This is a genomic window from Streptomyces sp. NPDC048696 (genome assembly GCF_043198895.1).
Lineage (GTDB): Bacteria > Actinomycetota > Actinomycetes > Streptomycetales > Streptomycetaceae > Streptomyces.
The window spans coordinates 1-19937 of record NZ_JBICVJ010000022.1 but is presented as its reverse complement, the minus strand read 5'-3'; the positions used below and the strand labels follow the sequence as shown (position 1 = coordinate 19937).

Below are 19937 nucleotides of genomic sequence, written 5' to 3'. Positions count from 1 at the left end.
TTGGGGTCGGCCGGGAGCGGTTACGAGGGGGTGTCGAGGCGGTAGCCGACCCCGCGCACCGTACGGATCAGCGTCGGGGACGAGGGCACGTCCTCGACCTTGGCGCGCAGCCGCTGCACACACGCGTCGACCAGGCGTGAGTCGCCGAGGTAGTCGTGCTCCCAGACCAGGCGCAGCAGCTGCTGGCGGGAGAGCGCCTGACCGGGCCGCCGGCTCAGTTCGAGCAGCAACCGCAGCTCGGTGGGCGTCAGTTGCAGGTCCTCGCCGTTCTTGGTGACCGTCATCGCGGCGCGGTCGATCACCACACTGCCGAACGTCGCCGAGTCCGTCGCCTCGCGCTCGCCCCGGCGCAGTACCGCGCGGATACGGGCGTCGAGCACCCGGCCCTGGACCGGCTTGACCACATAGTCGTCGGCGCCGGACTCCAGGCCCACCACCACGTCGATGTCGTCGCTGCGCGCGGTCAGCAGGATGATCGGCAGCTGGTCGGTGCGCCGGATACGGCGGCACACCTCGAAGCCGTCGATGCCGGGCAGCATCACGTCCAGCACGACAAGGTCCGGCCGCTGCTCACGGAGCAGCTTCAGGCCGTCCTCTCCCGTCGCCGCGGTGGCCACACGGTGGCCCTGGCGGGACAGGGAGAGTTCGAGCGCCGTGCGGATGGCGTCGTCGTCCTCGATCAGCAACAGGAAAGGCACGGAGGTCATTCTGGCCCATGGGGGACCGGAGTTCGACCTCCCCCGGACATCGCTCGTACTACGCCGTTCACAGACCGCTGTGACAGGCCTGTGACAGTCGTCGGACACCGCCATGCTGTTGCCATCCGGGGGGCGACCCCCGGACCCCCAGCAGGACGCCCGCCGCCCGCTGTGGCGCGCGCTGTGACGCGCCTGTGACAGTCGACAGACACCGCCATGAAACTGGCCGGGCAGAGTCTTCCTCGTACCGACCGAAACAAGACTCCACCGACGGGGGGCGCGAGATGAACGCACTGCACAGCACCACCTCAAGCGCAGTTGTCACGCGTCTCCACGACGTCGTGCGGAGCGAGAAGTCCGGTGCCGTGAGCGGACGGGGGTGCGCTCGCGGCACCGGGCGTCAGCACCAGACGTACATGACGGTGCTCGACACGGTGCCCGTCACGCCGCTGCGCGGCGTGGCGACCGGCGGGGATGCGGCGTACGGGGAGACCACGGGGGAGCGTTCCGCCTCCGAGGCCGAGTTCACGGCCTATGTGCAGGAGCGCCGGGCCTCCCTGTACGCCACCGCCTACCACCTGACCGGCGACCGGTACGAGGCCGAGGACCTGCTGCAGAGCGCGCTGTTCTCGACCTACCGGGCCTGGGACCGGATCAGCGACAAGGCCGCGGTCGGGGGTTACCTCCGCCGCACCATGACGAATCTGCACATCAGCGCGTGGCGCCGCCGCAAGCTGAACGAGTACCCGACCGAGGAGCTGCCGGAGACGGCGGGCGACACGGACGCGATGCGCGGCACGGAGCTGCGCGCGGTCCTGTGGCAGGCGCTGGCGCGGCTGCCCGAACTCCAGCGCACGATGCTGGTCCTGCGGTACTACGAGGGCCGCACCGACCCGGAGATCGCGGACATACTCGACATCAGTGTCGGCACGGTGAAGTCGAGCATCTGGCGGTCGCTCCGCCGGCTGCGCGAGGACGAGGTCCTCGCCTTCGGCCGTGACGAGGAAGAGTCCTTCGGCGAGCTGGTGGCCTGAAGGTCTGGCCGGTGGTGGCAGCCACCGGAGTGCGGGGATCAGGGGGAACGTACGGGGGCCGGCGTCTTCGGGGGATACGTCGGGCGTACGGGTACGGGGGAAACGGGAAAGCGGGACCGGGGGCCGGGGGGCCACGGTCCCGCTTTTCGTGTTGTTACGGGGGGCTGACGAGCTCAGACCCGCGCCCTGGGCGCGGCCGCACACCGCCCCGCGGCCGCCGCGGCGAGGCGGCCCAGTGCCTCCTCCTTGCCGCACGCGTACGCGCCCAGCGCCGACTGCCGCGCCACGATGCCGCGTTCGGCGCGCATCAGCCGCCAGCCGCGCCGCAACAGGAACGGCACCGACTTGCGCCCCTCCTTGAGGTCGCGGGCGAGGCGGCGGCGGAACGTGGTCGAGGGGCGCCCGCGCAGACAGAGCGCGTCGGCCAGGACGCCGAGCTCACGGCAGCGGGCCACGATGTCGGCCGCGAAGATCCCCTCGGCGACGAACAGCGGGGTGCGGTCGATGGCGAACAGGCTCGTCCCGGTCCGCGAGCTGGTGGCGATGTCGTACTCGGGCACCGCCGTCCGCCCCGTACCGCACAGCTCGACGACGGCCGCCACGGCCGCGTCGGCGTCCCAGGAGAGCGGGGAGTCCCAGTCGATGTCCGTGGATCCGGGCACACGCGGCAGGGTCGGGTCGTCGCCCTCCTTGTAGAAGTCGTCGAGGCGCAGGACGGGCAGGCCCGTGCGGGCGGCGAGGGACGACTTTCCGGAACCGGAGGGGCCGGCGAGCAGAACGACGCGGGTCGGGATGGCGTGTGCGGTCACGGGACACCAGTCTGAGGCATCCACCCGGGAGGTGGACCCCTCGGGGAGCCCGTTGGTATCGAGCATCACACCTCAACTACGCTGCGTGCTCGCACCGATACGGAGGAGAGTGGACGACCATGGCACGAAATCACACCGGAGGGGCCGGCCGGGGCCGCGTACTGCTGCGCGCCGGGCTCACCGTGACGATGGCCGGAGCGGCTCTCGTGGGCGCGGCCGCGCTGGCCGAGGCGGTCCCGGGACCGGGACCGGTGGGCCTCCCGGCCGCCGGCCCGGCCGCGCAGGACGGGCCGACACGCTCCGTGATGGGCGACCTGTCGGCGGGCGTGACGAACGGGCTCGCCCCGGCGAAGACGCTCAGCCTCAACCCGTTCGCCAAGACCTCGGTGGACCCGCTGGACAACGCGGTGGGCACCCAGGTCGCCGACTTCAAGCCGATCTCCACGGCGATCGCCACGGCCCCCCTGCACGAAAGCGGCGCCCTGAAGGACCTACCGGTCCTGGGCGCCGCTTCACGACTGCTCCCGGGCTGAGCCCGGGGCAGGGTTCTCGTGCGTGGCCGACCTAGTACGCGGAGCCAGACGCGCCCAGCGACCCCGTCGGGTGCCACACGGTCTTCGTCTCCAGGAACGCGGTCATCCGCCCCGTCCCCTGGTCCGCCGACCAGTCCACGGCGGCAGGCCGAAGCACCCGCTTCAGATTGTCCGCCGCGGCGATCTCAAGATCCCGCGCGAGAGCGGCGTCCGCCCCGGCCAGATCCAGCGCGTTCACATCCTGGTGCGAGGCCAGCGGCACCGCCAGCTCCGCGGTCCGGCCCGAAAGGATGTTGACCACACCGCCCGGGACGTCGGACGTGGCCAGCACCTCGCCGAGGGACAGCGCCGGAAGCGGGGACTTCTCGCTGGCGATCACGACGGCCGTGTTGCCGGTGGCGATCACCGGGGCGATCACCGACACCAGGCCGAGGAACGACGACTCCTGGGGCGCGACGACGGTCACGACGCCGGTCGGCTCGGGCGTGGACAGGTTGAAGTACGGCCCCGCGACCGGGTTCGCCCCGCCCACGATCTGGCCGATCTTGTCGGTCCACCCCGCGTACCAGACCCAGCGGTCGATCGCGGCGTCGACGACCGCGGCGGCCTTCGACTTGGACAGGCCCTCGGCCTCGCCCACCTCGCGCACGAACTGCTCGCGGCGGCCCTCCAGCATCTCCGCGACGCGGTACAGGACCTGACCGCGGTTGTACGCGGTCGCGCCCGACCAGCCGCCGAACGCCTTGCGCGCGGCGACGACCGCGTCACGGGCGTCCTTGCGGGAGGACAGCGGGGCGTTCGCCAGCCAGTTGCCCTTGGAGTCGATCACCTCGTACACCCGGCCGCTCTCGGAACGCGGGAACTTCCCGCCCACGTACAGCTTGTAGGTCTTGAAGACACTCAGACGCGTCGCAGACGAAGACTCAGACATCGAGGTAGCCCTCCAGACCGTGCCGGCCGCCCTCGCGGCCGAAGCCCGACTCCTTGTAGCCGCCGAACGGCGAGGTCGGGTCGAACTTGTTGAACGTGTTGGCCCAGACGACACCGGCCCGGAGCTTGCCCGCGACCGCGAGGATGCGGGAGCCCTTCTCGGTCCAGATGCCCGCCGACAGGCCGTACTGGCTGTTGTTGGCCTTCGCGACGGCCTCGTCCGGCGTACGGAACGACAGCACCGACAGGACCGGGCCGAAGATCTCGTCGCGGGCGATGGTGTGCGCCTGCGTCACGTTCGTGAAGAGCGTCGGCGCGAACCAGTAGCCGTTCTCCGGCAGTTCGCACGCCGGGGACCAGCGCTCGGCGCCCTCGGCCTCGCCGGTCTCGGCGAGCGCGGTGATACGGGCCAGCTGCTCGGCCGAGTTGATGGCGCCGATGTCGGTGTTCTTGTCCAGCGGGTCGCCGAGGCGCAGCGTGGACAGACGGCGCTTGAGGGCGTCGAGCAGTTCGTCCTGGATCGACTCCTGGACCAGCAGGCGCGAGCCCGCGCAGCAGACCTGGCCCTGGTTGAAGAAGATGCCGTTGACGATGCCCTCGACGGCCTGGTCGATCGGGGCGTCGTCGAAGACGATGTTGGCGCCCTTGCCGCCCAGCTCAAGGGTGACCTTCTTGTCGGTGCCCGCGATCGACCGGGCGATCGCCTTGCCGACGGCGGTCGAGCCGGTGAAGGCGACCTTGTTGACGTCCGGGTGCTCGACGAGGGCCGCGCCCGCGTCGCCGTACCCGGTGAGGATGTTGACGACACCCTTGGGCAGACCCGCCTGGCGGCAGATGTCCGCGAAGAACAGGGCGGTCAGCGGGGTCGTCTCGGCGGGCTTGAGGACGACCGTGTTGCCGGTCGCGAGCGCCGGGGCGATCTTCCACGCCAGCATCAGGAGCGGGAAGTTCCACGGGATGACCTGGCCCGCGACGCCGAGCGGCTTCGGGTTCGGCCCGTAACCGGCGTGGTCGAGCTTGTCGGCCCAGCCCGCGTAGTAGAAGAAGTGCGCGGCGACCAGCGGGAGGTCCGCGTCGCGGGTCTCCTTGATCGGCTTGCCGTTGTCCAGGGTCTCCAGGACGGCCAGCTCGCGCGAGCGCTCCTGGATGATCCGGGCGATACGGAACAGGTACTTGGCGCGCTCGGAGCCGGGCAGCGCCGACCACTTCTCGAACGCCTTGCGGGCGGCCTTCACGGCCCGGTCCACGTCCGCCTCGCCCGCCTGGGCGACCTCGGAGAGGACTTCCTCGGAGCTCGGCGAGACGGTCTTGAAGACCTTGCCGTCGGCCGCGTCGACGAACTCGCCGTCGATGAACAGGCCGTACGAGGGCGCGATGTCGACGACCGAGCGCGACTCGGGGGCGGGCGCGTACTCGAATACAGAAGATGCCATGGTGATCAGTCCACCGTCACGTAGTCGGGGCCGGAGTAGCGGCCGGTCGCCAGCTTCTGACGCTGCATCAGCAGGTCGTTGAGCAGCGAGGAGGCGCCGAAGCGGAACCAGTGGTTGTCCAACCAGTCCTCGCCCACGGTCTCGTTGACCAGGACCAGGAACTTGATGGCGTCCTTGGTCGAGCGGATGCCGCCGGCGGGCTTCACGCCGACCTGGACACCGGTCTGGGCGCGGTAGTCGCGCACGGCCTCAAGCAGGACCAGGGTGTTGGCGGGCGTCGCGTTCACCGCGACCTTGCCGGTCGACGTCTTGATGAAGTCGGCCCCGCCCATCATGCCGAGCCAGGAGGCGCGGCGGATGTTGTCGTACGTGGAGAGCTCGCCGGTCTCGAAGATGACCTTGAGACGGGCCTTGACGCCGCACTCGGCCTTCACGGCCGCGATCTCCTCGTACACCTTGAGGTAGTGACCGGCCAGGAACGCGCCCCGGTCGATCACCATGTCGATCTCGTCGGCCCCGGCGGCCACGGCGTCGCGGACGTCCGCGAGCTTCACCGGGAGGGCGGCGCGGCCAGCCGGGAAGGCGGTGGCGACGGACGCGACCTTCACGGTCGAGCCCTTCAGGGTCTCCTTGGCGGTGGCCACCATGTCGGGGTAGACACAGACGGCGGCGGTGGCCGGGGTGGTGCGGTCCAGCGGGTCGGGGTGGACGGCCTTGGCGGCGAGCGCCCGGACCTTGCCCGGGGTGTCCGCGCCTTCGAGCGTCGTCAGGTCGATCATCGAGATGGCCAGGTCGATGGCGTACGCCTTGGCCGTCGTCTTGATCGAACGGGTGCCGAGGGACGCGGCGCGCGCTTCCAGGCCCACCGGATCGATGCCGGGGAGCCCGTGGAGGAAGCGGCGCAGAGCCGCGTCCGACGCGGTCGCGTCGGCGAGGGCAGCTGCAGGTGCATTGGTGGGCATGGTCACCAGATGAGCATATCTACGCGCGTAGCGTCCTGTACAGCCCCGCTGACCAGGGGCCCTTTGGAACCCATGCCTCCGGTCTCTTTGGAAGGCGTGCCTCCGCTCCCTGTCACGGCGTCGTGACAGGGAGCGGACAGCTCCGGAGAACAAGATCACTAAATTCATTGATGCAGCCCGCCGAAACCTCAACCGCCCCACTCGGACGAGAACACAGCGGCATGCGGCTCTTCCCACTCACACCACTTGTCTCCATGGGAGTCGTCATGCGTCACGCCCTTCGCACCGCCCTCGCCACCGCAGTCGTCGCCGGTGTCGCCCTCACCCCGGTCGTCGCCGCGACCACCGCGCTCGCCGCGCCGTCCGTCTCGAAGGCGGCCTCCTCGGACGCGCCCGCCGCCAAGAACGACCGCTACTCCGGCACGCCCGTCTACATCGGCAAGGGGTACGTGGCCGTGCTCCGCAACCACAGCAGCGACGGCGGCCCCGAGGCGTGGATCCGCGCCGTGGGCCCGAACTGGAAGCCCGGCGACGACTACATGGTCAAGGTCGTGGCGGAGCTGGACCGGACGAAGCTGAGCGCCGTGGTCGACGGCATCAGCCTCTACCTGGAGCGCGGCGGCGACGTGCCGCAGCTGGTCGTCTCGGGCAAGGGCAGCATCAACACCCGGGTCGCCTTCCCGCAGCGGGTCTACGACGGCCAGGACCCGGCGAAGCCCGTCCGTACGGTCGCGCTCAAGGACGGCCTGACCGCACAGGTCTACCACCGCGGCGACCAGCACCGTTACTACACGGCGACCGTCCTCAAGGGCGCCAAGGAGCTCGGCGAGCTCAAGGCGGGCGGCGGCTACGGGACGAAGGACGTGCAGGTCTTCGCCGGAGTCCAGGTGACCCTCACCTCCGACGGCGACGTCACCTCCGTGCGGGACTGGGGCAGCGACGGCCAGGGCGAGAGCAACGACGACGGCCGGCTGATCCGCACCCAGCTGCTCCTCGGCGGCCTGAAGGGCAAGGTCTACGCCCACGGCGAGGGCAAGACCGTGTACTACACGGCCCACATCCTGGAGAAGGACGGCGACCAGCTCGGCGTGCTGCGGGCCGGTCACCGCCAGGCGACAACGCACCAGATGGTCTACAAGCTCGCCAACGGCGACCGCGTCCGGGTGATCCTGGACTCCTACGGCGAGCTCACGGCGTCCTGGGTGAGCCACGGCGGCCAGAGCACCGACGGCACGGGCACGGACAGCACGGCCAAGACCGGCACGGGCACGCCCGCCCCGGCCCCCGCCGCCCAGACCGGCGCCACCGGCGTCCAGATCGTTCCCAAGGGTGCCGTCGCGGCCGGTGCCGAGGTCGAGGACGGCGGCAAGGACGGCCACACCGTGCTCGTCGCGAGCGGCGCGGGCCTCGCGTCGGCCGGCGCGGCCGGGCTCGGCTTCGTCGCGCTGCGCCGCCGGGCGGGTGCCCGCGGCTGACGTCCGTCACCCATCGGGGGTGCTGCCACGCTCGTGGCGGCACCCCCGTGTGCGTGCTCCGGGACGGTCGGCCGGGCGCGTTCGCGCCCTCTCTCGGCCGAGCTCGAACACGTAGTGCACAATCGGCCCCATGACGAGCCCCACGCCGCCCGCCGAGCCCACCTACGCCGACCGCGTGTACCGGTCATCCGGCGGTATCGCCGCCGGTGTGCTGCTGCTCGGGCTCGGGCTGTGGCTCGCCGGGGACGCGATCGTGCGCGGCCACGGCAGTGCGCCGTGGCTCGCGCTGGCGGGGGTGATCTGCCTGGTCCCGCTGGTCTTCGCGTTCACCCTGCGCCCGGCCGTGTACGCCAACGACGACCGGCTGCGGATCCGCAACCCGTTCCGTACGATCACGCTGCCCTGGGCGGCCGTCGCGGACGTGCGGTCCGGGTACTCCAGCGAGGTCTTCGACCAGAGCGGTCGCAAGTACCAGCTCTGGTCCATTCCTGTTTCGCTGCGGCAGCGGAAGCGGGCGGCCCGGGCGCAGGTTCGGGACGCGGCGAACGATCCGTACGGGCGTACGTCCACCGCGACGCGGGCCGATGACGAGAAGTCCCGGCTCGCCCCTGCGGATCGGACCATCCGTGAGCTTCGGGAGCTTGCTGAGCGCAATGGCGGGCGTGAGGGGGCGCAGGGTGCGGTGGGGGTGCGGTGGGCTTACGAGATCATTGCGCCTGCTCTCGCCGGCGCGGTGCTTCTTGTTGTGCTGCTTGCCGTTGGCTGACCCCGGGAGGTGCGCTTTCGTCTGCGGGCCGGTGGGGGCTGGTCGCGCGGTTCCCCGCGCCCCTTATCGGGCCGTCTCGTGTCCGCGGACCGTGCTGGGTTGCTCGCGCGGTTCCCCGCGCCCCTGAAGGCATCCCGGCGCGCCCCCGCCGTCGGGCGCGGCCCGGCGCCCCGGAACATCACGGTGGGCCCGGCCACACCAGCAGCATGTACGCGCCCAGCCAGGCCGAGGACAGGGCCGCTGCCACCGTCAGGAGTACCGCCACGTGGCGTCTTGCTCTCGACAGGGCGAGGGCCAGGGGGAGCAGCAGGGGGAAGCCGGGGATGAGGAAGCGGGCTCGGGGGAAGTAGACGCCGCCGCTGCCCAGGACCACCACCAGCAGCATGCCCGTGAAGATCAGCAGTACCAGTGGCTGGCGGTCGGCGAGGCAGAGCAGGAACAGCACGCCCGCCAGGATCAGCACCAGCGAGACCACCACCAGGAAGAGCGCGGGGGAGCGGTCGTACACCAGGAGCGTGCGCAGTTCGCGCAGGGTGTCGGCGCCGCCGTCCCACTGGTTGCCCCACAGCTTCTGGACCGCGAAGTAGCCGTCCCAGCGGCCGAGCCGGGCCCCGACCCAGGCCACGTATCCGAACCAGCCCAGCGGGGCCAGCAGGGCCGCGGCGAGCGGTCGGCGGGCGAAGCCCGAGCGCCACAGCGTCGCCAGGGCAGCCAGCGACACCGCCGCCGCCACCGCGATCCCCGTAGGCCGGGTGAGGCCCGCCAGCGCGGCCAGCGTCCCGGCGGCCGCCCAGCGGCCGGTCAGGACGCAGTACAGGGACCAGGCGGCCAGCGCCGTGAAGAGCGATTCGGTGTAGCCCATCCACTGCACCACGGCCACCGGCAGCGCGCCCCACAGGACCGCGAGCACGGTCGCGGCGCGCCGCCCGTAAAGGCGGTCGCCGACCGCGAACACGCCCCACGCGGCGGCTCCCGAACAGACCACCGCGACCACAAGACCGACGCTCGCGCGAGAGCCGGGCGCGACGGCCGCGCACACCTTGACCACGACCGGGTAGAGCGGGAAGAACGCCAGGTTGTTGTGGTTGAGCTGGGTCCCGAGTACGTGGTCGTAGCCGTGGTCGGCGATGCCCAGGTACCAGTGCGAGTCCCAGGAGGTGGCCAGCGTCGTCCACACGCCGTGGCCCTTGAGGTGCGCCCACTTGGCCAGGACCGCGAGGCCGAGCAGCCGTACCGCGAGATAGCCGAGCAGCGCGGGCGCGGCCCGGGCGAGCGCGTCGCCCAACCGGGCCGGCGGCGAACGGAAACCGTCCCCGCCGCCCGGGGCCTGGTGGCGGCGGGCGGCGGGGACGGGAGGGCGGCCCGCACGCGTGCGCGTACGGGCCGCCGGTGCGGCGATCGGGGGCACTGCGGCTGCTCCTGGGCTCGGCGGACGGTACCGGCCCACCCTTTCTCGGATGATCCGGAAAGAGCCGGGAGCTGCGTCGGGCGCCGTACGGGATTCACTCGTACGGGCGGACTCCGCAGGACGTTCAGATGCCCGCGGCCGCCGCCAGGTCCTTCTTGATCCCGGCGAGCAGGACCGCCGCCTTGTCGCGTGCCTCGGGCAGCCTGTCGGCGGAGCCGACCGGGACCACGACCTCCAGGTAGCACTTGAGCTTGGGCTCGGTGCCGCTGGGGCGGACGATCACGCGGGCGCCTTCGAGGTAGTACCGCAGACCGTCGGTCGGCGGCAGCTCCTCGGTGCCCTCGGTCAGGTCCTCGGCCCTGGTGACCGCGAGGCCCGCGAGCGAGGTCGGCGCCTTCTCGCGCAGCCGCCGCATCGCGTCGGAGATGACCGTCAGGTCCTCGACGCGCACCGACAGCTGGTCGGTGGCGTGCAGCCCGTGCTCCACGGCCAGGTCGTCGAGGAGGTCCAGGAGCGTACGCCCCTGCTCCTTGAGGACGGACGCGAGCTCGGCGACGAGCAGGGCGGCGGTGATGCCGTCCTTGTCGCGGACGCCCTCGGGGTCGACGCAGTAGCCCAGCGCCTCCTCGTACCCGTAGCGCAGGCCGTCGACGCGGGCGATCCACTTGAACCCGGTCAGGGTCTCCTCGTAGCCCAGACCGGCCGCCTCGGCGATCCGGCCGAGCAGCGAGGACGACACGATCGACTCGGCGAACACGCCCGAGACGCCCTTGGCGACGAGGTGGGCGGCGAGCAGCGAGCCGACCTCGTCGCCGCGCAGCATCCGCCAGCCGCCCTCCACCGACGCGTCCGGCACGGCGACCGCGCAGCGGTCCGCGTCCGGGTCGTTGGCGATGACGATGTCCGGGACGACGGCGCGCGCGGCCTCGAAGGCGAGGTCCATCGCGCCCGGCTCCTCCGGGTTGGGGAACGCGACCGTCGGGAACGCCGGGTCGGGCTCGGCCTGTTCGGCCACCAGCGCCGGCGCCGGGAAGCCCGCGCGGGCGAAGGCCGCCGTCAGGACGTCCTTGCCGACGCCGTGCATGGCCGTGTAGACGACGCGCGCGGTGCGCGGGGACCCGGGGGTCAACACCGCGTCCGTACGCGCCAGATAGGCCTCCAGGACCTCCTCGCCCAGCGTCTCCCAGCCGTCCTCGGGGCGCGGGACGTCGTGCAGCGAGGCGACCGCGTCGATCTCGGCGGCGATCTCCGCGTCGGCGGGCGGCACGATCTGCGAGCCGTCGCCGAGGTAGACCTTGTAGCCGTTGTCGCGCGGCGGGTTGTGGCTCGCGGTCACCTCGACGCCCGCGACGGCGCCCAGGTGCCTTATCGCGTACGCGAGCACGGGCGTGGGCAGCGGGCGCGGCAGCACCACGGCCTTGAGGCCCGCGCCGGTCATCACGGCGGCCGTGTCGCGCGCGAAGTCCGCGGACTTGTAGCGCGCGTCGTAGCCGACGACGACCAGGCCGTCGCCCTGGCCCTTCGCCTTCAGATACGCGGCGAGGCCGGCGGCGGCGCGGATGACGACCGAGCGGTTCATCCGCATCGGGCCGGCGCCCAGCTCGCCGCGGAGCCCGGCCGTGCCGAACTGGAGCGTGCCCGCGAAGCGCGCGGCCAGCTCCGTCAGGTCCTCGCCGTCGATGAGCTTCGCCAGCTCCTCGCGCGTCTCGCCGTCCGGGTCCTCGGCCAGCCAGGCCTTGGCCCGCGCGATCAGGTCCTGCGTCACGTCGAAATCCCTTCCGGTACGGATCGGGGTCAGATGCGGTCGAGTACCCGGGTCAGCAGCGAGCCCATGCGCGCCGCCGAGTCACGGCCGGCCTGGAGCACCTCTTCGTGGTTGAGGGGCTCACCGGTCAGGCCTGCGGCCAGGTTGGTGACCAGCGAGATGCCGAGCACCTCGGCGCCGGCCTCACGGGCGGCGATGGCCTCCAGGACGGTCGACATGCCGACGAGGTCGCCGCCGAGCACGCGGACCATGTTGATCTCGGCCGGGGTCTCGTAGTGCGGGCCGGGGAACTGGACGTACACGCCCTCTTCGAGGGTCGGGTCGACCTCCTTGCACAGCGCGCGCAGCCGCGGCGAGTACAGGTCGGTCAGGTCCACGAAGTTGGCGCCGATGATCGGGGACGCGGCCGTGAGGTTGAGGTGGTCGCTGATCAGGACCGGCTGGCCCGGGCGCATGCCCGCGCGCAGACCGCCGCAGCCGTTGGTGAGCACGACGGTCTTGCAGCCCGCGGCGACGGCGGTGCGCACACCGTGCGAGACGGCGGTGACGTCACGCTTCTCGTAGAAGTGCGTACGGCCCAGGAAGACCAGCGCGCGCTTCTCGCCGATCTTGTACGAGCGGACCTTGCCGCCGTGGCCCTCGACGGCCGGCGGCGGGAAGCCGGGCAGCTCGGTGACGGGGAACTCGGCCTCGGGCTCACCGAGCGCGTCGACGGCCGGCGCCCAGCCGGAGCCCATCACGAGGGCGACGTCGTGGGTCTCGGCGCCGGTCAGCTCGCGAAGGCGCGCGGCGGCGGCGTCGGCGGCGGCGTGGGGGTCGCCCTGGATGTTGTCCGGAATAACAGATGCGTTCACGACGACGAGGGTAACCGCTGGATTCCTACGCGCGTAGATGACTGGCGCACAAGGGTGGGATCGTTGTCTTGTCGTTTCCGACGACAGCGCGGACCTGCGGGTGCGGCGTGGTCGTGGGTTGCTGGTTCGTCTGCGGCGCGGTGGGGGCTGGTCGCGCAGTTCCCCGCGCCCCTACATGCGCCCCTGCGGGGCGATCCCCGCAACCCCGGCGAGCCCAACCCCCAGGGGCGCGGGGAACTGCGCGACCAGCCCCCACCGGCCCGCAGAGGTTCAGCACGGGCGCTTGCGCAACTCCATGACGTAGTCATGAGGGGCCCCGGCCGACTCCGCCGCGTCGGCCAGTTCGCCCAGGTAGCGCGCGGACGGCAGGCCGCCCTCGTACGCGTTGAGTACGTAGATCCACGCCGGCTCCTCCCCGTCCAGCGTGTCCACCCGTACCCGCATGCGGCGGTAGATGTCGAGGCCGACGCCCTCCCAGCGGTCCATCGAGTCCTCGTCGAGCGACGCGATGTCGTACAGCGCGACGAAGACCTGGGAGCGCGGCGCCTCCACGATCGTGGCGAGGGCGCCCTCCCAGCCCATCTGCTCCCCGCCGAAGGTCAGCCGCCAGCCGTTGAGCCAGCCGGTGCCGCGCAGCGGGGAGTGCGGGGCGCGGCGCGTCATCAGCCGCGGATCCATGTTGCCGGCGTACGCGGCGTAGAGCGACATGGTGTCGAGGGTACGACAGCGGCCCACGGGTGCTCGCGCGAGAATGGCACACGGGTGTGACAGCCGGATGGCGCCCCGGGGACGAAGCATCTTGAAGCGTGCGGGACAATGAGCTACGTACTGCATTTCCACAATGCGAGGCGGAACATTTCGTGACCCGGATCGTGATCATCGGTGGCGGACCCGGCGGATACGAGGCGGCCCTGGTGGGCGCCCAGCTCGGCGCGGAGGTGACCGTCGTCGACTGCGACGGTCTGGGCGGGGCGTCGGTGCTCACCGACTGCGTGCCGTCGAAGACTCTGATCGCGACGGCCGAGGTGATGACCACCTTCGACTCTTCGTACGAGGAGTTGGGCATCCTGGTCGCCGACGACACCCCGCCGAACGAGCAGTCGGCCCGTGTCGTCGGCGTCGACCTCGGCAAGGTCAACCGACGCGTCAAGCGCCTCGCGCTGGCGCAGTCCCACGACATCACCGCGTCCGTCACGCGTGCGGGCGCACGCGTGCTGCGCGGCCGCGGCAAGCTCGGCGGACCCCAGGGCATCGACGGCACCCGTGACGTCATCGTCACCGCCGCCGACGGCAGCGAGGAGATCCTCACCGCCGACGCGGTCCTGATCGCCACCGGCGGCCACCCGCGCGAGATCCCCGACGCCCTGCCGGACGGCGAGCGGATCCTCAACTGGACCCAGGTGTACGACCTGGACGAGCTGCCCGAAGAGCTGATCGTGGTCGGCTCCGGTGTGACCGGCGCCGAGTTCGCCGGTGCCTACCAGGCGCTCGGCTCCAAGGTCACCCTCGTCTCGTCGCGCGACCGGGTGCTGCCGGGCGAGGACCCGGACGCGGCCGCGGTCCTGGAGGACGTGTTCCGCCGCCGGGGCATGAACGTCATGGCCCGCTCCCGCGCCCAGTCCGCCAAGCGCGTCGGCGACCGGGTCGAGGTCACGCTCTCCGACGGCCGGGTCATCAGCGGTACGCACTGCCTGATGGCGGTCGGCGCGATCCCGAACACCGCCGGGATGAACCTGGAGGAGTCCGGGGTCAAGCTCCTGGAGTCCGGCCACATCTGGACCGACAAGGTCTCCCGCACGTCCTCGCCCGGTGTGTACGCGGCCGGTGACGTCACCGGCATCTTCGCGCTCGCCTCGGTCGCGGCCATGCAGGGCCGGATCGCGATGTACCACTTCCTGGGCGACGCGGTGGCCCCGCTGAACCTCAAGACGGTCTCCTCGAACGTCTTCACCGACCCCGAGATCGCCACCGTCGGCTACACCCAGGCCGACGTCGACGCCGGCAAGATCGACGCCCGGGTCGTCAAGCTGCCGCTGCTGCGCAACCCGCGCGCCAAGATGCAGGGCATCCGCGACGGCTTCGTCAAGATCTTCTGCCGCCCGGGCACCGGGATCGTGGTCGGCGGCGTGGTCGTCTCGCCGCGCGCCTCGGAGCTGATCCACCCGATCTCGCTCGCGGTCGACAACAACCTCACGGTGGAGCAGATCGCGAACGCGTTCACGGTCTACCCGTCGCTCTCGGGTTCGATCGCCGAGGTCGCGCGTCAGCTGCACACGCGCAAGAAGGCGGGCGAGGCGTAACAGAGGCGCGCCGGAGCGCGGCGGCGCGGGACAAGGCGCCCGAGGGGGCGCCTATACCACTTCGTGGACACCTCTGTGCACACCTTCTGTTATTCGGCGCAAACTGCTGAAAACAATCGGCCGCTCAGGTTACTGTCAGTTTCGTGTTCGCTGCAGAACGTCGCCAATTGATCCTCGAAATGGTGCGCGCCAACGGAGCGGTATCGCTCCGGGAGCTCGCCCGCGTCGTCCAGACCTCCGAAGTGACCGTACGGCGAGACGTGCGGGCACTGGAGGCCGAAGGACTCCTCGACCGCCGGCACGGCGGTGCGGTACTGCCGGGCGGATTCACGCGAGAGTCCGGCTTTCCGCAGAAATCCCATCTCGCGACCGCGGAGAAGACGGCCATCGCCGACCTCGCCGCAAGTCTTGTCGAAGAGGGCGAGGCCATCGTGGTCGGCGCGGGGACGACCACGCAGGAGCTGGCCCGCCGGCTCGCCCGGGTCCCCGGCCTGACCGTCGTCACCAACTCCCTGCTGGTGGCCCAGGCGTTGGCCCATGCCAACCGGGTGGAGGTCGTCATGACCGGCGGCACCCTGCGCGGCTCCAACTACGCCCTGGTGGGCAGCGGGGCCGAGCAGTCGCTCCAGGGGCTGCGGGTCTCCCGCGCCTTCCTCTCGGGGAGCGGGCTCACCGCCGAGCGCGGCCTTTCGACGTCCAACATGCTCTCCGCGAGCGTCGACCGCGCGCTCGTCCAGGCCGCGGCCGAGGTCGTGGTCCTGGCCGATCACACCAAGCTCGGCACCGACACCATGTTCCAGACGGTGCCGACGGACGTGATCACCCGCCTGGTCACCGACGAGCCCCCCGGTCACGACGACCGGGCCGGCACCGAACTGCAGGCCCTGGCCGATCAGGGCGTGCAGATCGCGGTGGCCGGGACGGGCTCGGGCAGCGAGGGCGTCCCGCCGGGGCGCCAGCCCCGCCGGGACGTGCCGCTTCCCGGCCAGCGCCGCAGCCATGTGCCGGGTGCCGGACCCCAGCTACGCAGCGCGGCAGCGCTCGGTGACCAGCAGGGCCCCGGCGACCGGGCGAGAGTGGCCGACCTGCGGCGCCGCTAGTGGCTATTCGGCCACGTGCGGACGCGTGCGCTCCGGCTCGGGGCGCACCGCGCCCGCCGTGGCCGTCACGGCTTCAGGCCCCGCAGGGTCAGTGCGAGCAGGCGGTCGGCCAACTCCGGGTCGTCCGGGGCCTGTTCGGCCGCCAGCGCGATGGCATTGGTGAGCTGCATCAGATCGCCGATGGTCACATCGACTCGTACGGTCCCGGCCAGCTGGGCCCGTACGAGCAGCGCGCTGCCCGCCTCGCGCATCGGCACGCTGCACTGTGCGAGGGCCGAACTGTCGTCGTGCGAGGCCGACATGAGGGCGCGGGCGACCCCTCGGTACTCACCTGTATGAGTGATGATGGCGCGCAGCCACTCCACGAGCGCCGTGCACGGCTGCTCCGCGTCCAGCAACTCCCGTGAGCGCGTGAGGAGTACGTCGACCTCGCTCTGGAAGATCGCGCACATCAGCGCGTGCCGGTTCGGGAAGTGCCGGTACAGGGTGCCGATCCCGACGCCCGCGCGCTTGGCCACGTCCTCCAGCGAGGCGTCCGTCCCGTGCTCCGCGAACGCGGTCCTGGCCACGCCGAGGAGCCGCTCGTAGTTGCGCCGCGCGTCGGCACGCATGGGCCTCGTCGTCATGCTCCAAGGATGCCCGAACGCCGCGCTCACGGGGCCGCCCGGTACCGGTCCAGGGCCGAGGCCCGCTCGTGGAACGGGATGCGGGACAGGCGCGACACCATCGTCCACATCTTCCGCTCCTCGGCGAGCTCCTTGGGCAGCACCAGGCCGAGCGCGTCGGCGAGCGGTTTGCGGCCCGCGTTGACCAGCGCGCGCACCGACGCCGCCCACTCGTCGGTCGCGGTCACCGCCGCCCGGTACCAGAGCGGCACCAGCACGCCGAGCGCCACCGCCGCCGTCAGCAGCAGCGGTACGTCCGCCGAGGCGGCGGGCAGCGTGGCGAGCGCGACCAGGGCGACCGCCGTGTGCCCGGTGAGCAGGGCGACGAAGAAGTCGACGCTGGTGCGGGCCAGTTCGACCTGACGGCACAGCCTCTCGGGCCCCGCCCCGGTCAGCTCGTTCCACAGCAGCTGGGTGTCGAGCCGGTACCGGTCGTGCCCGTACTCCTCGAAGCGGCGGATCGCGTTGCCGAGCCGGGTCGGGGCGATCTGCGCGGAGTCCACCGGGAACCGGCTCAGGCGCTCCTGGAGCAGCGCCCGCTGCGCGGAGGTGCGCCGCCGGTCCTTGCCCATGGCCCGAGCGAGCCGTGGATCGGTGCTCACGCGTACGAGATCGGCGGCCGCGAGCGGTGCCAGTACGGTGCCGTCCCGCCTGCGCCGCTCCAGGCCGAGCAGCAGCAGCCGGTCGGCGAGCGCGCCCTGCGCGGCCCGCGCCCGTCGGCACCCCGCCTCGTACGCCCGCGCGGGCCACAGCACGTACCCCTCAAGGAACCGGTAGAGGAGGTTCTGCAGCGCGCTCAGGACCAGGCCGCACAGGAGCGCGGCCGTCAGCAGCACCAGCATGGCGCCGGGCGCGCTGCCCGGCCACAGCCGCCGGGCCACGGCGGTCCGGCGCAGGCTCGGCGCCACCGCCAGCGCGAAGACGCCGAGGTTCAGGGCGGTCGGCAGTATCCACCCCACCAGCAGCGTCCAGGCCCCGCCGAGCACCCCCTTGGCGATGTCACCCAAGGTCGTGGTCCCAGGAGTCGTCGTCGGGGTTGGTGGTGGGGCCGGGGGAGGTGTGGCCGAGCGGGCGGGTCGAGCGGGTGGTGAAGCCGGTCGCGACGGCGCCGCCGGTCATGCTGCCGAGCTGGATGCCGCCGTGGATGTCGTACGACTCGTGCTCGTGCTGGCCGGGCGACGACAGTCCGGCGGAGGTCAGCGTCTCCCGTACGGTGTCGAGCACCAGCTGCCGTACGGTCCCGGCGATCCGCCGGGAGTCCAGGAGCTCCGGCTCCGTCAGCCGCCGCTCGGCGGCGAGTTCGCGGATCGAGACGCCCGGACCGGTGGCTGGGAGCACGTCGAGGCGCGCCGCCGCCCGCAGCCGCCGCACCGGCCACGCGGCCGGCTCGGCGAGCACGCCCGCACCGGCCGAGGGCGTGCGCAGGATCGCCAGGGAGAGCGACTTGTTCAGGGAGAGCGGCAGGAACGGGTGGCCGACGGGGTGCCACCCGCTCCGCCGCCCCGCCGCCGCGAAGTCGGCCCGCACCGGCGGGAGTACGCGGGTGTGCAGCTCGACACTGAAGTACGGGGCGTCGAGACGGAGGCGTACGAAGACGGTGGTCAGCTGGGAGCGGGGGCCCCGGCAGACGATCCGCAGCATCTCGGTGCCCGGGCCGGAGCCCGGTCGCCCGAGTGCGCTGTCGAGGAGCCGGTCCAGGTCGAGAGGCAGGTGCGCCGGGCCGGGGTGCGGCAGATCGTCGTCCGCCAGGAACAGGCAGTGGTCGACCTGTTGGGCCAGGCCGCGCACGCCTTCGACGGCGCCCTTGACGCGGTCCAGGAGGGTGTTCCCGAGGAAGCGCTCCAAGTCGAGGCGGTTGGTCGGCCGCAGCCGGACCGTGACGCATTCCGCGGTCAGGGACGTGCCCGACCCGACGAAGGGGGCGCCCGGCGGGTGCACCACGAGCCGCGAGTGCTGTTCACGCGGGATCCGCCCCAGCGCCCGGTCCAGCCGGGTGGGAGAGGCGCCGGGCGGGCGCGGCCGGGGCGACGACTGGACGTCGGTCAACCGCTCCACGACCGAGGCCCGGTGGCCCGCTGTCATCAGCGTCATCAGCACGGCCAGGGGGAACGCCACCACGACGGGCGGCACGCCCCACGCACCCGGATCGCCCACCCAGACGGAGCCCACCACCGGGATCGCGTACAGCACGAGCGCCACTCGGCCGAAGCCGCGCAGGACCCCGCCCCAGATCCGCGCCCGGCGCGTCGGCGGCGGGCGGCGGGCGACCACGGCCGTGGGCAGCGGCGCCGCCCGGTCGCCCAGCACCCGGGCCGCGCCGAGCAGCGCCAAGGCCCCCACCGCGTACACCGCGAAGAGCCGGCCGAGCAGGACGAAACCGGCGATCCACAGGAGCGCCACCGGGAGCGCCCAGAGGCGGGCCGTGCGGCGGGCGCGTAGGGCTTCGAGGAGGACGGGGACCGCGTCGAAGTCGTAGGCGGGGGCGGCGACGCGCTCCGGATGCTCGTACAGCTCGTCGATGACCGCGTCCCGGAAGCGGGCGTCGAGATGGACACCGGCCATCAACTGCCGTGTGGCATCGATGTTTTGGTCGGGCACCGCCGCAGCGTACCGCCGCGCGGAACGCCGAGACCCCCGCTCGGAAGAACCGGCGGGGGCCTCAACTGGTCAACTCCGTACGGGAGTCGCGGGAGCTCAGTCCTTGATCTCGCAGATCGTCGCACCCGACGTGACCGACGCGCCGACCTCGGCCGACAGGCCCTTGACGGTGCCGGAGCGGTGGGCGTTGAGCGGCTGCTCCATCTTCATGGCTTCGAGGACGACGATGAGGTCGCCTTCCTTGACCTCCTGGCCCTCCTCGACGGCGACCTTGACGATCGTGCCCTGCATCGGCGACGCCAGCGTGTCACCGGAGACGGCGGAGCCCGCCTTCTTGGTGGCGCGGCGCTTGGGCTTGGCACCGGCGGCGAGGCCGGTACGGGCCAGGGACATGCCGAGCGACGAGGGCAGCGAGACCTCAAGGCGCTTGCCGCCGACCTCGACCACGACCGTCTCGCGACCGGCCTCCTCGTCCGCCTCGGCGTCGGCCGGGGCGGCGAAGGGCTTGATCTCGTTGACGAATTCGGTCTCGATCCAGCGGGTGTGGATGGTGAAGGGGTCGCTGGTGAAGGCGGGGTCGGTGACGACGGCGCGGTGGAAGGGGATG

General features: G+C 72.0%; 19 protein-coding genes. 6 read left to right on the top strand and 13 right to left on the bottom strand.

Annotation, left to right across the window (positions count from 1 at the left end; all coding sequences use genetic code 11):
- Window positions 1–20: 20 nt before the first annotated feature.
- On the bottom strand, window positions 21–698 hold the full coding sequence (gene afsQ1 / locus ACGFRG_RS32535) for a two-component system response regulator AfsQ1 (RefSeq protein WP_188276234.1): 678 nt from the start codon (window positions 696–698) through the stop codon (window positions 21–23).
- Between the two features lie 284 nt (window positions 699–982).
- Here afsQ1 and ACGFRG_RS32530 point away from each other — a divergent pair, with 284 nt between their 5' ends.
- Window positions 983–1732 (top strand): SigE family RNA polymerase sigma factor, encoded by a 750-nt coding sequence (locus ACGFRG_RS32530; protein WP_361429737.1) that lies wholly within the window; start codon window positions 983–985, stop codon window positions 1730–1732.
- A gap of 173 nt (window positions 1733–1905) precedes the next feature.
- On the opposite strand, the gene ACGFRG_RS32525 is transcribed toward ACGFRG_RS32530, so the two are convergent.
- Entirely contained in the window at window positions 1906–2607 is a 702-nt protein-coding gene (locus ACGFRG_RS32525; RefSeq protein ID WP_361429739.1) for a uridine kinase, read from the bottom strand.
- A 53-nt stretch (window positions 2608–2660) separates the two neighbouring features.
- On the opposite strand from ACGFRG_RS32525, the gene ACGFRG_RS32520 reads away from it, so the two are divergent.
- Window positions 2661–3074 carry a hypothetical protein gene (locus ACGFRG_RS32520; protein WP_361429741.1) on the top strand — a complete coding sequence of 138 codons (414 nt, stop codon included), beginning with the start codon at window positions 2661–2663 and terminating at the stop codon, window positions 3072–3074.
- 31 nt (window positions 3075–3105) lie between these two features.
- Here the strand turns inward: ACGFRG_RS32520 and ACGFRG_RS32515 are convergent, their stop codons facing one another.
- From ACGFRG_RS32515 to deoC, 3 genes are read right to left on the bottom strand one after another with little or no spacing between them, the layout of a single operon-like run.
- Window positions 3106–4005: an aldehyde dehydrogenase family protein gene (locus tag ACGFRG_RS32515; protein WP_361429743.1), complete on the bottom strand. Its 900-nt coding sequence runs from the start codon at window positions 4003–4005 to the stop codon at window positions 3106–3108.
- Window positions 3998–5437 (bottom strand): aldehyde dehydrogenase family protein, encoded by a 1440-nt coding sequence (locus ACGFRG_RS32510; protein ID WP_361429745.1) that lies wholly within the window; start codon window positions 5435–5437, stop codon window positions 3998–4000. The genes ACGFRG_RS32515 and ACGFRG_RS32510 overlap by 8 nt, the downstream gene beginning before the upstream one ends.
- A 5-nt stretch (window positions 5438–5442) precedes the next feature.
- A complete protein-coding gene (deoC, locus tag ACGFRG_RS32505; RefSeq protein ID WP_361429747.1) occupies window positions 5443–6405 on the bottom strand; it encodes a deoxyribose-phosphate aldolase in 963 nt (320 codons plus the stop codon).
- A 260-nt stretch (window positions 6406–6665) separates the two neighbouring features.
- Here deoC and ACGFRG_RS32500 point away from each other — a divergent pair, with 260 nt between their 5' ends.
- Both ACGFRG_RS32500 and ACGFRG_RS32495 read left to right on the top strand, forming a co-directional pair.
- Complete coding sequence (locus ACGFRG_RS32500; protein ID WP_393269771.1) at window positions 6666–7874, top strand: hypothetical protein; 1209 nt, start codon at window positions 6666–6668, stop codon at window positions 7872–7874.
- 130 nt (window positions 7875–8004) lie between these two features.
- Window positions 8005–8640 (top strand): PH domain-containing protein, encoded by a 636-nt coding sequence (locus ACGFRG_RS32495; protein ID WP_361429751.1) that lies wholly within the window; start codon window positions 8005–8007, stop codon window positions 8638–8640.
- 178 nt (window positions 8641–8818) lie between these two features.
- Here the strand turns inward: ACGFRG_RS32495 and ACGFRG_RS32490 are convergent, their stop codons facing one another.
- From ACGFRG_RS32490 to ACGFRG_RS32475, 4 genes are all read right to left on the bottom strand, one after another.
- Entirely contained in the window at window positions 8819–10048 is a 1230-nt protein-coding gene (locus ACGFRG_RS32490) for a mannosyltransferase family protein (RefSeq protein ID WP_393269767.1), read from the bottom strand.
- A gap of 124 nt (window positions 10049–10172) precedes the next feature.
- Complete coding sequence (locus tag ACGFRG_RS32485) at window positions 10173–11813, bottom strand: phospho-sugar mutase (RefSeq protein WP_361429755.1); 1641 nt, start codon at window positions 11811–11813, stop codon at window positions 10173–10175.
- Window positions 11814–11842: 29 nt separating this feature from the next.
- Window positions 11843–12667, bottom strand: a complete 825-nt coding sequence (locus ACGFRG_RS32480) for a purine-nucleoside phosphorylase (RefSeq protein WP_361429757.1) — start codon at window positions 12665–12667, stop codon at window positions 11843–11845.
- A 270-nt stretch (window positions 12668–12937) separates the two neighbouring features.
- The gene (locus ACGFRG_RS32475) at window positions 12938–13375 is read right to left on the bottom strand and encodes a gamma-glutamylcyclotransferase (RefSeq protein ID WP_361429759.1); all 438 of its coding nucleotides are present in this window, start codon (window positions 13373–13375) and stop codon (window positions 12938–12940) included.
- Window positions 13376–13527: 152 nt separating this feature from the next.
- On the opposite strand from ACGFRG_RS32475, the gene ACGFRG_RS32470 reads away from it, so the two are divergent.
- The gene (locus ACGFRG_RS32470) at window positions 13528–14967 is read left to right on the top strand and encodes an NAD(P)H-quinone dehydrogenase (RefSeq protein WP_361429761.1); all 1440 of its coding nucleotides are present in this window, start codon (window positions 13528–13530) and stop codon (window positions 14965–14967) included.
- Window positions 14968–15110: 143 nt separating this feature from the next.
- Window positions 15111–16067, top strand: a complete 957-nt coding sequence (locus ACGFRG_RS32465) for a DeoR/GlpR family DNA-binding transcription regulator (protein WP_393269761.1) — start codon at window positions 15111–15113, stop codon at window positions 16065–16067.
- A gap of 65 nt (window positions 16068–16132) precedes the next feature.
- Here the strand turns inward: ACGFRG_RS32465 and ACGFRG_RS32460 are convergent, their stop codons facing one another.
- The 4 genes from ACGFRG_RS32460 to ACGFRG_RS32445 form a co-directional block, all read right to left on the bottom strand.
- Entirely contained in the window at window positions 16133–16678 is a 546-nt protein-coding gene (locus ACGFRG_RS32460) for a helix-turn-helix domain-containing protein (protein WP_361429789.1), read from the bottom strand.
- A gap of 41 nt (window positions 16679–16719) precedes the next feature.
- Complete coding sequence (locus ACGFRG_RS32455) at window positions 16720–17739, bottom strand: hypothetical protein (protein WP_393269759.1); 1020 nt, start codon at window positions 17737–17739, stop codon at window positions 16720–16722.
- The gene (locus tag ACGFRG_RS32450) at window positions 17732–19330 is read right to left on the bottom strand and encodes a hypothetical protein (RefSeq protein ID WP_393269756.1); all 1599 of its coding nucleotides are present in this window, start codon (window positions 19328–19330) and stop codon (window positions 17732–17734) included. Before ACGFRG_RS32450 ends, ACGFRG_RS32455 begins: the two co-directional genes overlap by 8 nt.
- Before the next feature lie 96 nt (window positions 19331–19426).
- The coding region (locus ACGFRG_RS32445; RefSeq protein ID WP_393269753.1) for a biotin/lipoyl-containing protein at window positions 19427–19937 on the bottom strand (511 nt) is incomplete at its 5' end.

Coding starts and splice junctions, on each gene's coding strand:
- ACGFRG_RS32530 (WP_361429737.1), top strand. CDS start 983: ATGAACGCACTGCACAGCACCACCTCAAGCGCAGTTGTCACGCGTCTC.
- ACGFRG_RS32525 (WP_361429739.1), bottom strand. CDS start 2,607: ATGCTCGATACCAACGGGCTCCCCGAGGGGTCCACCTCCCGGGTGGAT.
- ACGFRG_RS32520 (WP_361429741.1), top strand. CDS start 2,661: ATGGCACGAAATCACACCGGAGGGGCCGGCCGGGGCCGCGTACTGCTG.
- ACGFRG_RS32515 (WP_361429743.1), bottom strand. CDS start 4,005: ATGTCTGAGTCTTCGTCTGCGACGCGTCTGAGTGTCTTCAAGACCTAC.
- ACGFRG_RS32510 (WP_361429745.1), bottom strand. CDS start 5,437: ATGGCATCTTCTGTATTCGAGTACGCGCCCGCCCCCGAGTCGCGCTCG.
- ACGFRG_RS32500 (WP_393269771.1), top strand. CDS start 6,666: ATGCGTCACGCCCTTCGCACCGCCCTCGCCACCGCAGTCGTCGCCGGT.
- ACGFRG_RS32495 (WP_361429751.1), top strand. CDS start 8,005: ATGACGAGCCCCACGCCGCCCGCCGAGCCCACCTACGCCGACCGCGTG.
- ACGFRG_RS32475 (WP_361429759.1), bottom strand. CDS start 13,375: ATGTCGCTCTACGCCGCGTACGCCGGCAACATGGATCCGCGGCTGATG.
- ACGFRG_RS32460 (WP_361429789.1), bottom strand. CDS start 16,678: ATGCGTGCCGACGCGCGGCGCAACTACGAGCGGCTCCTCGGCGTGGCC.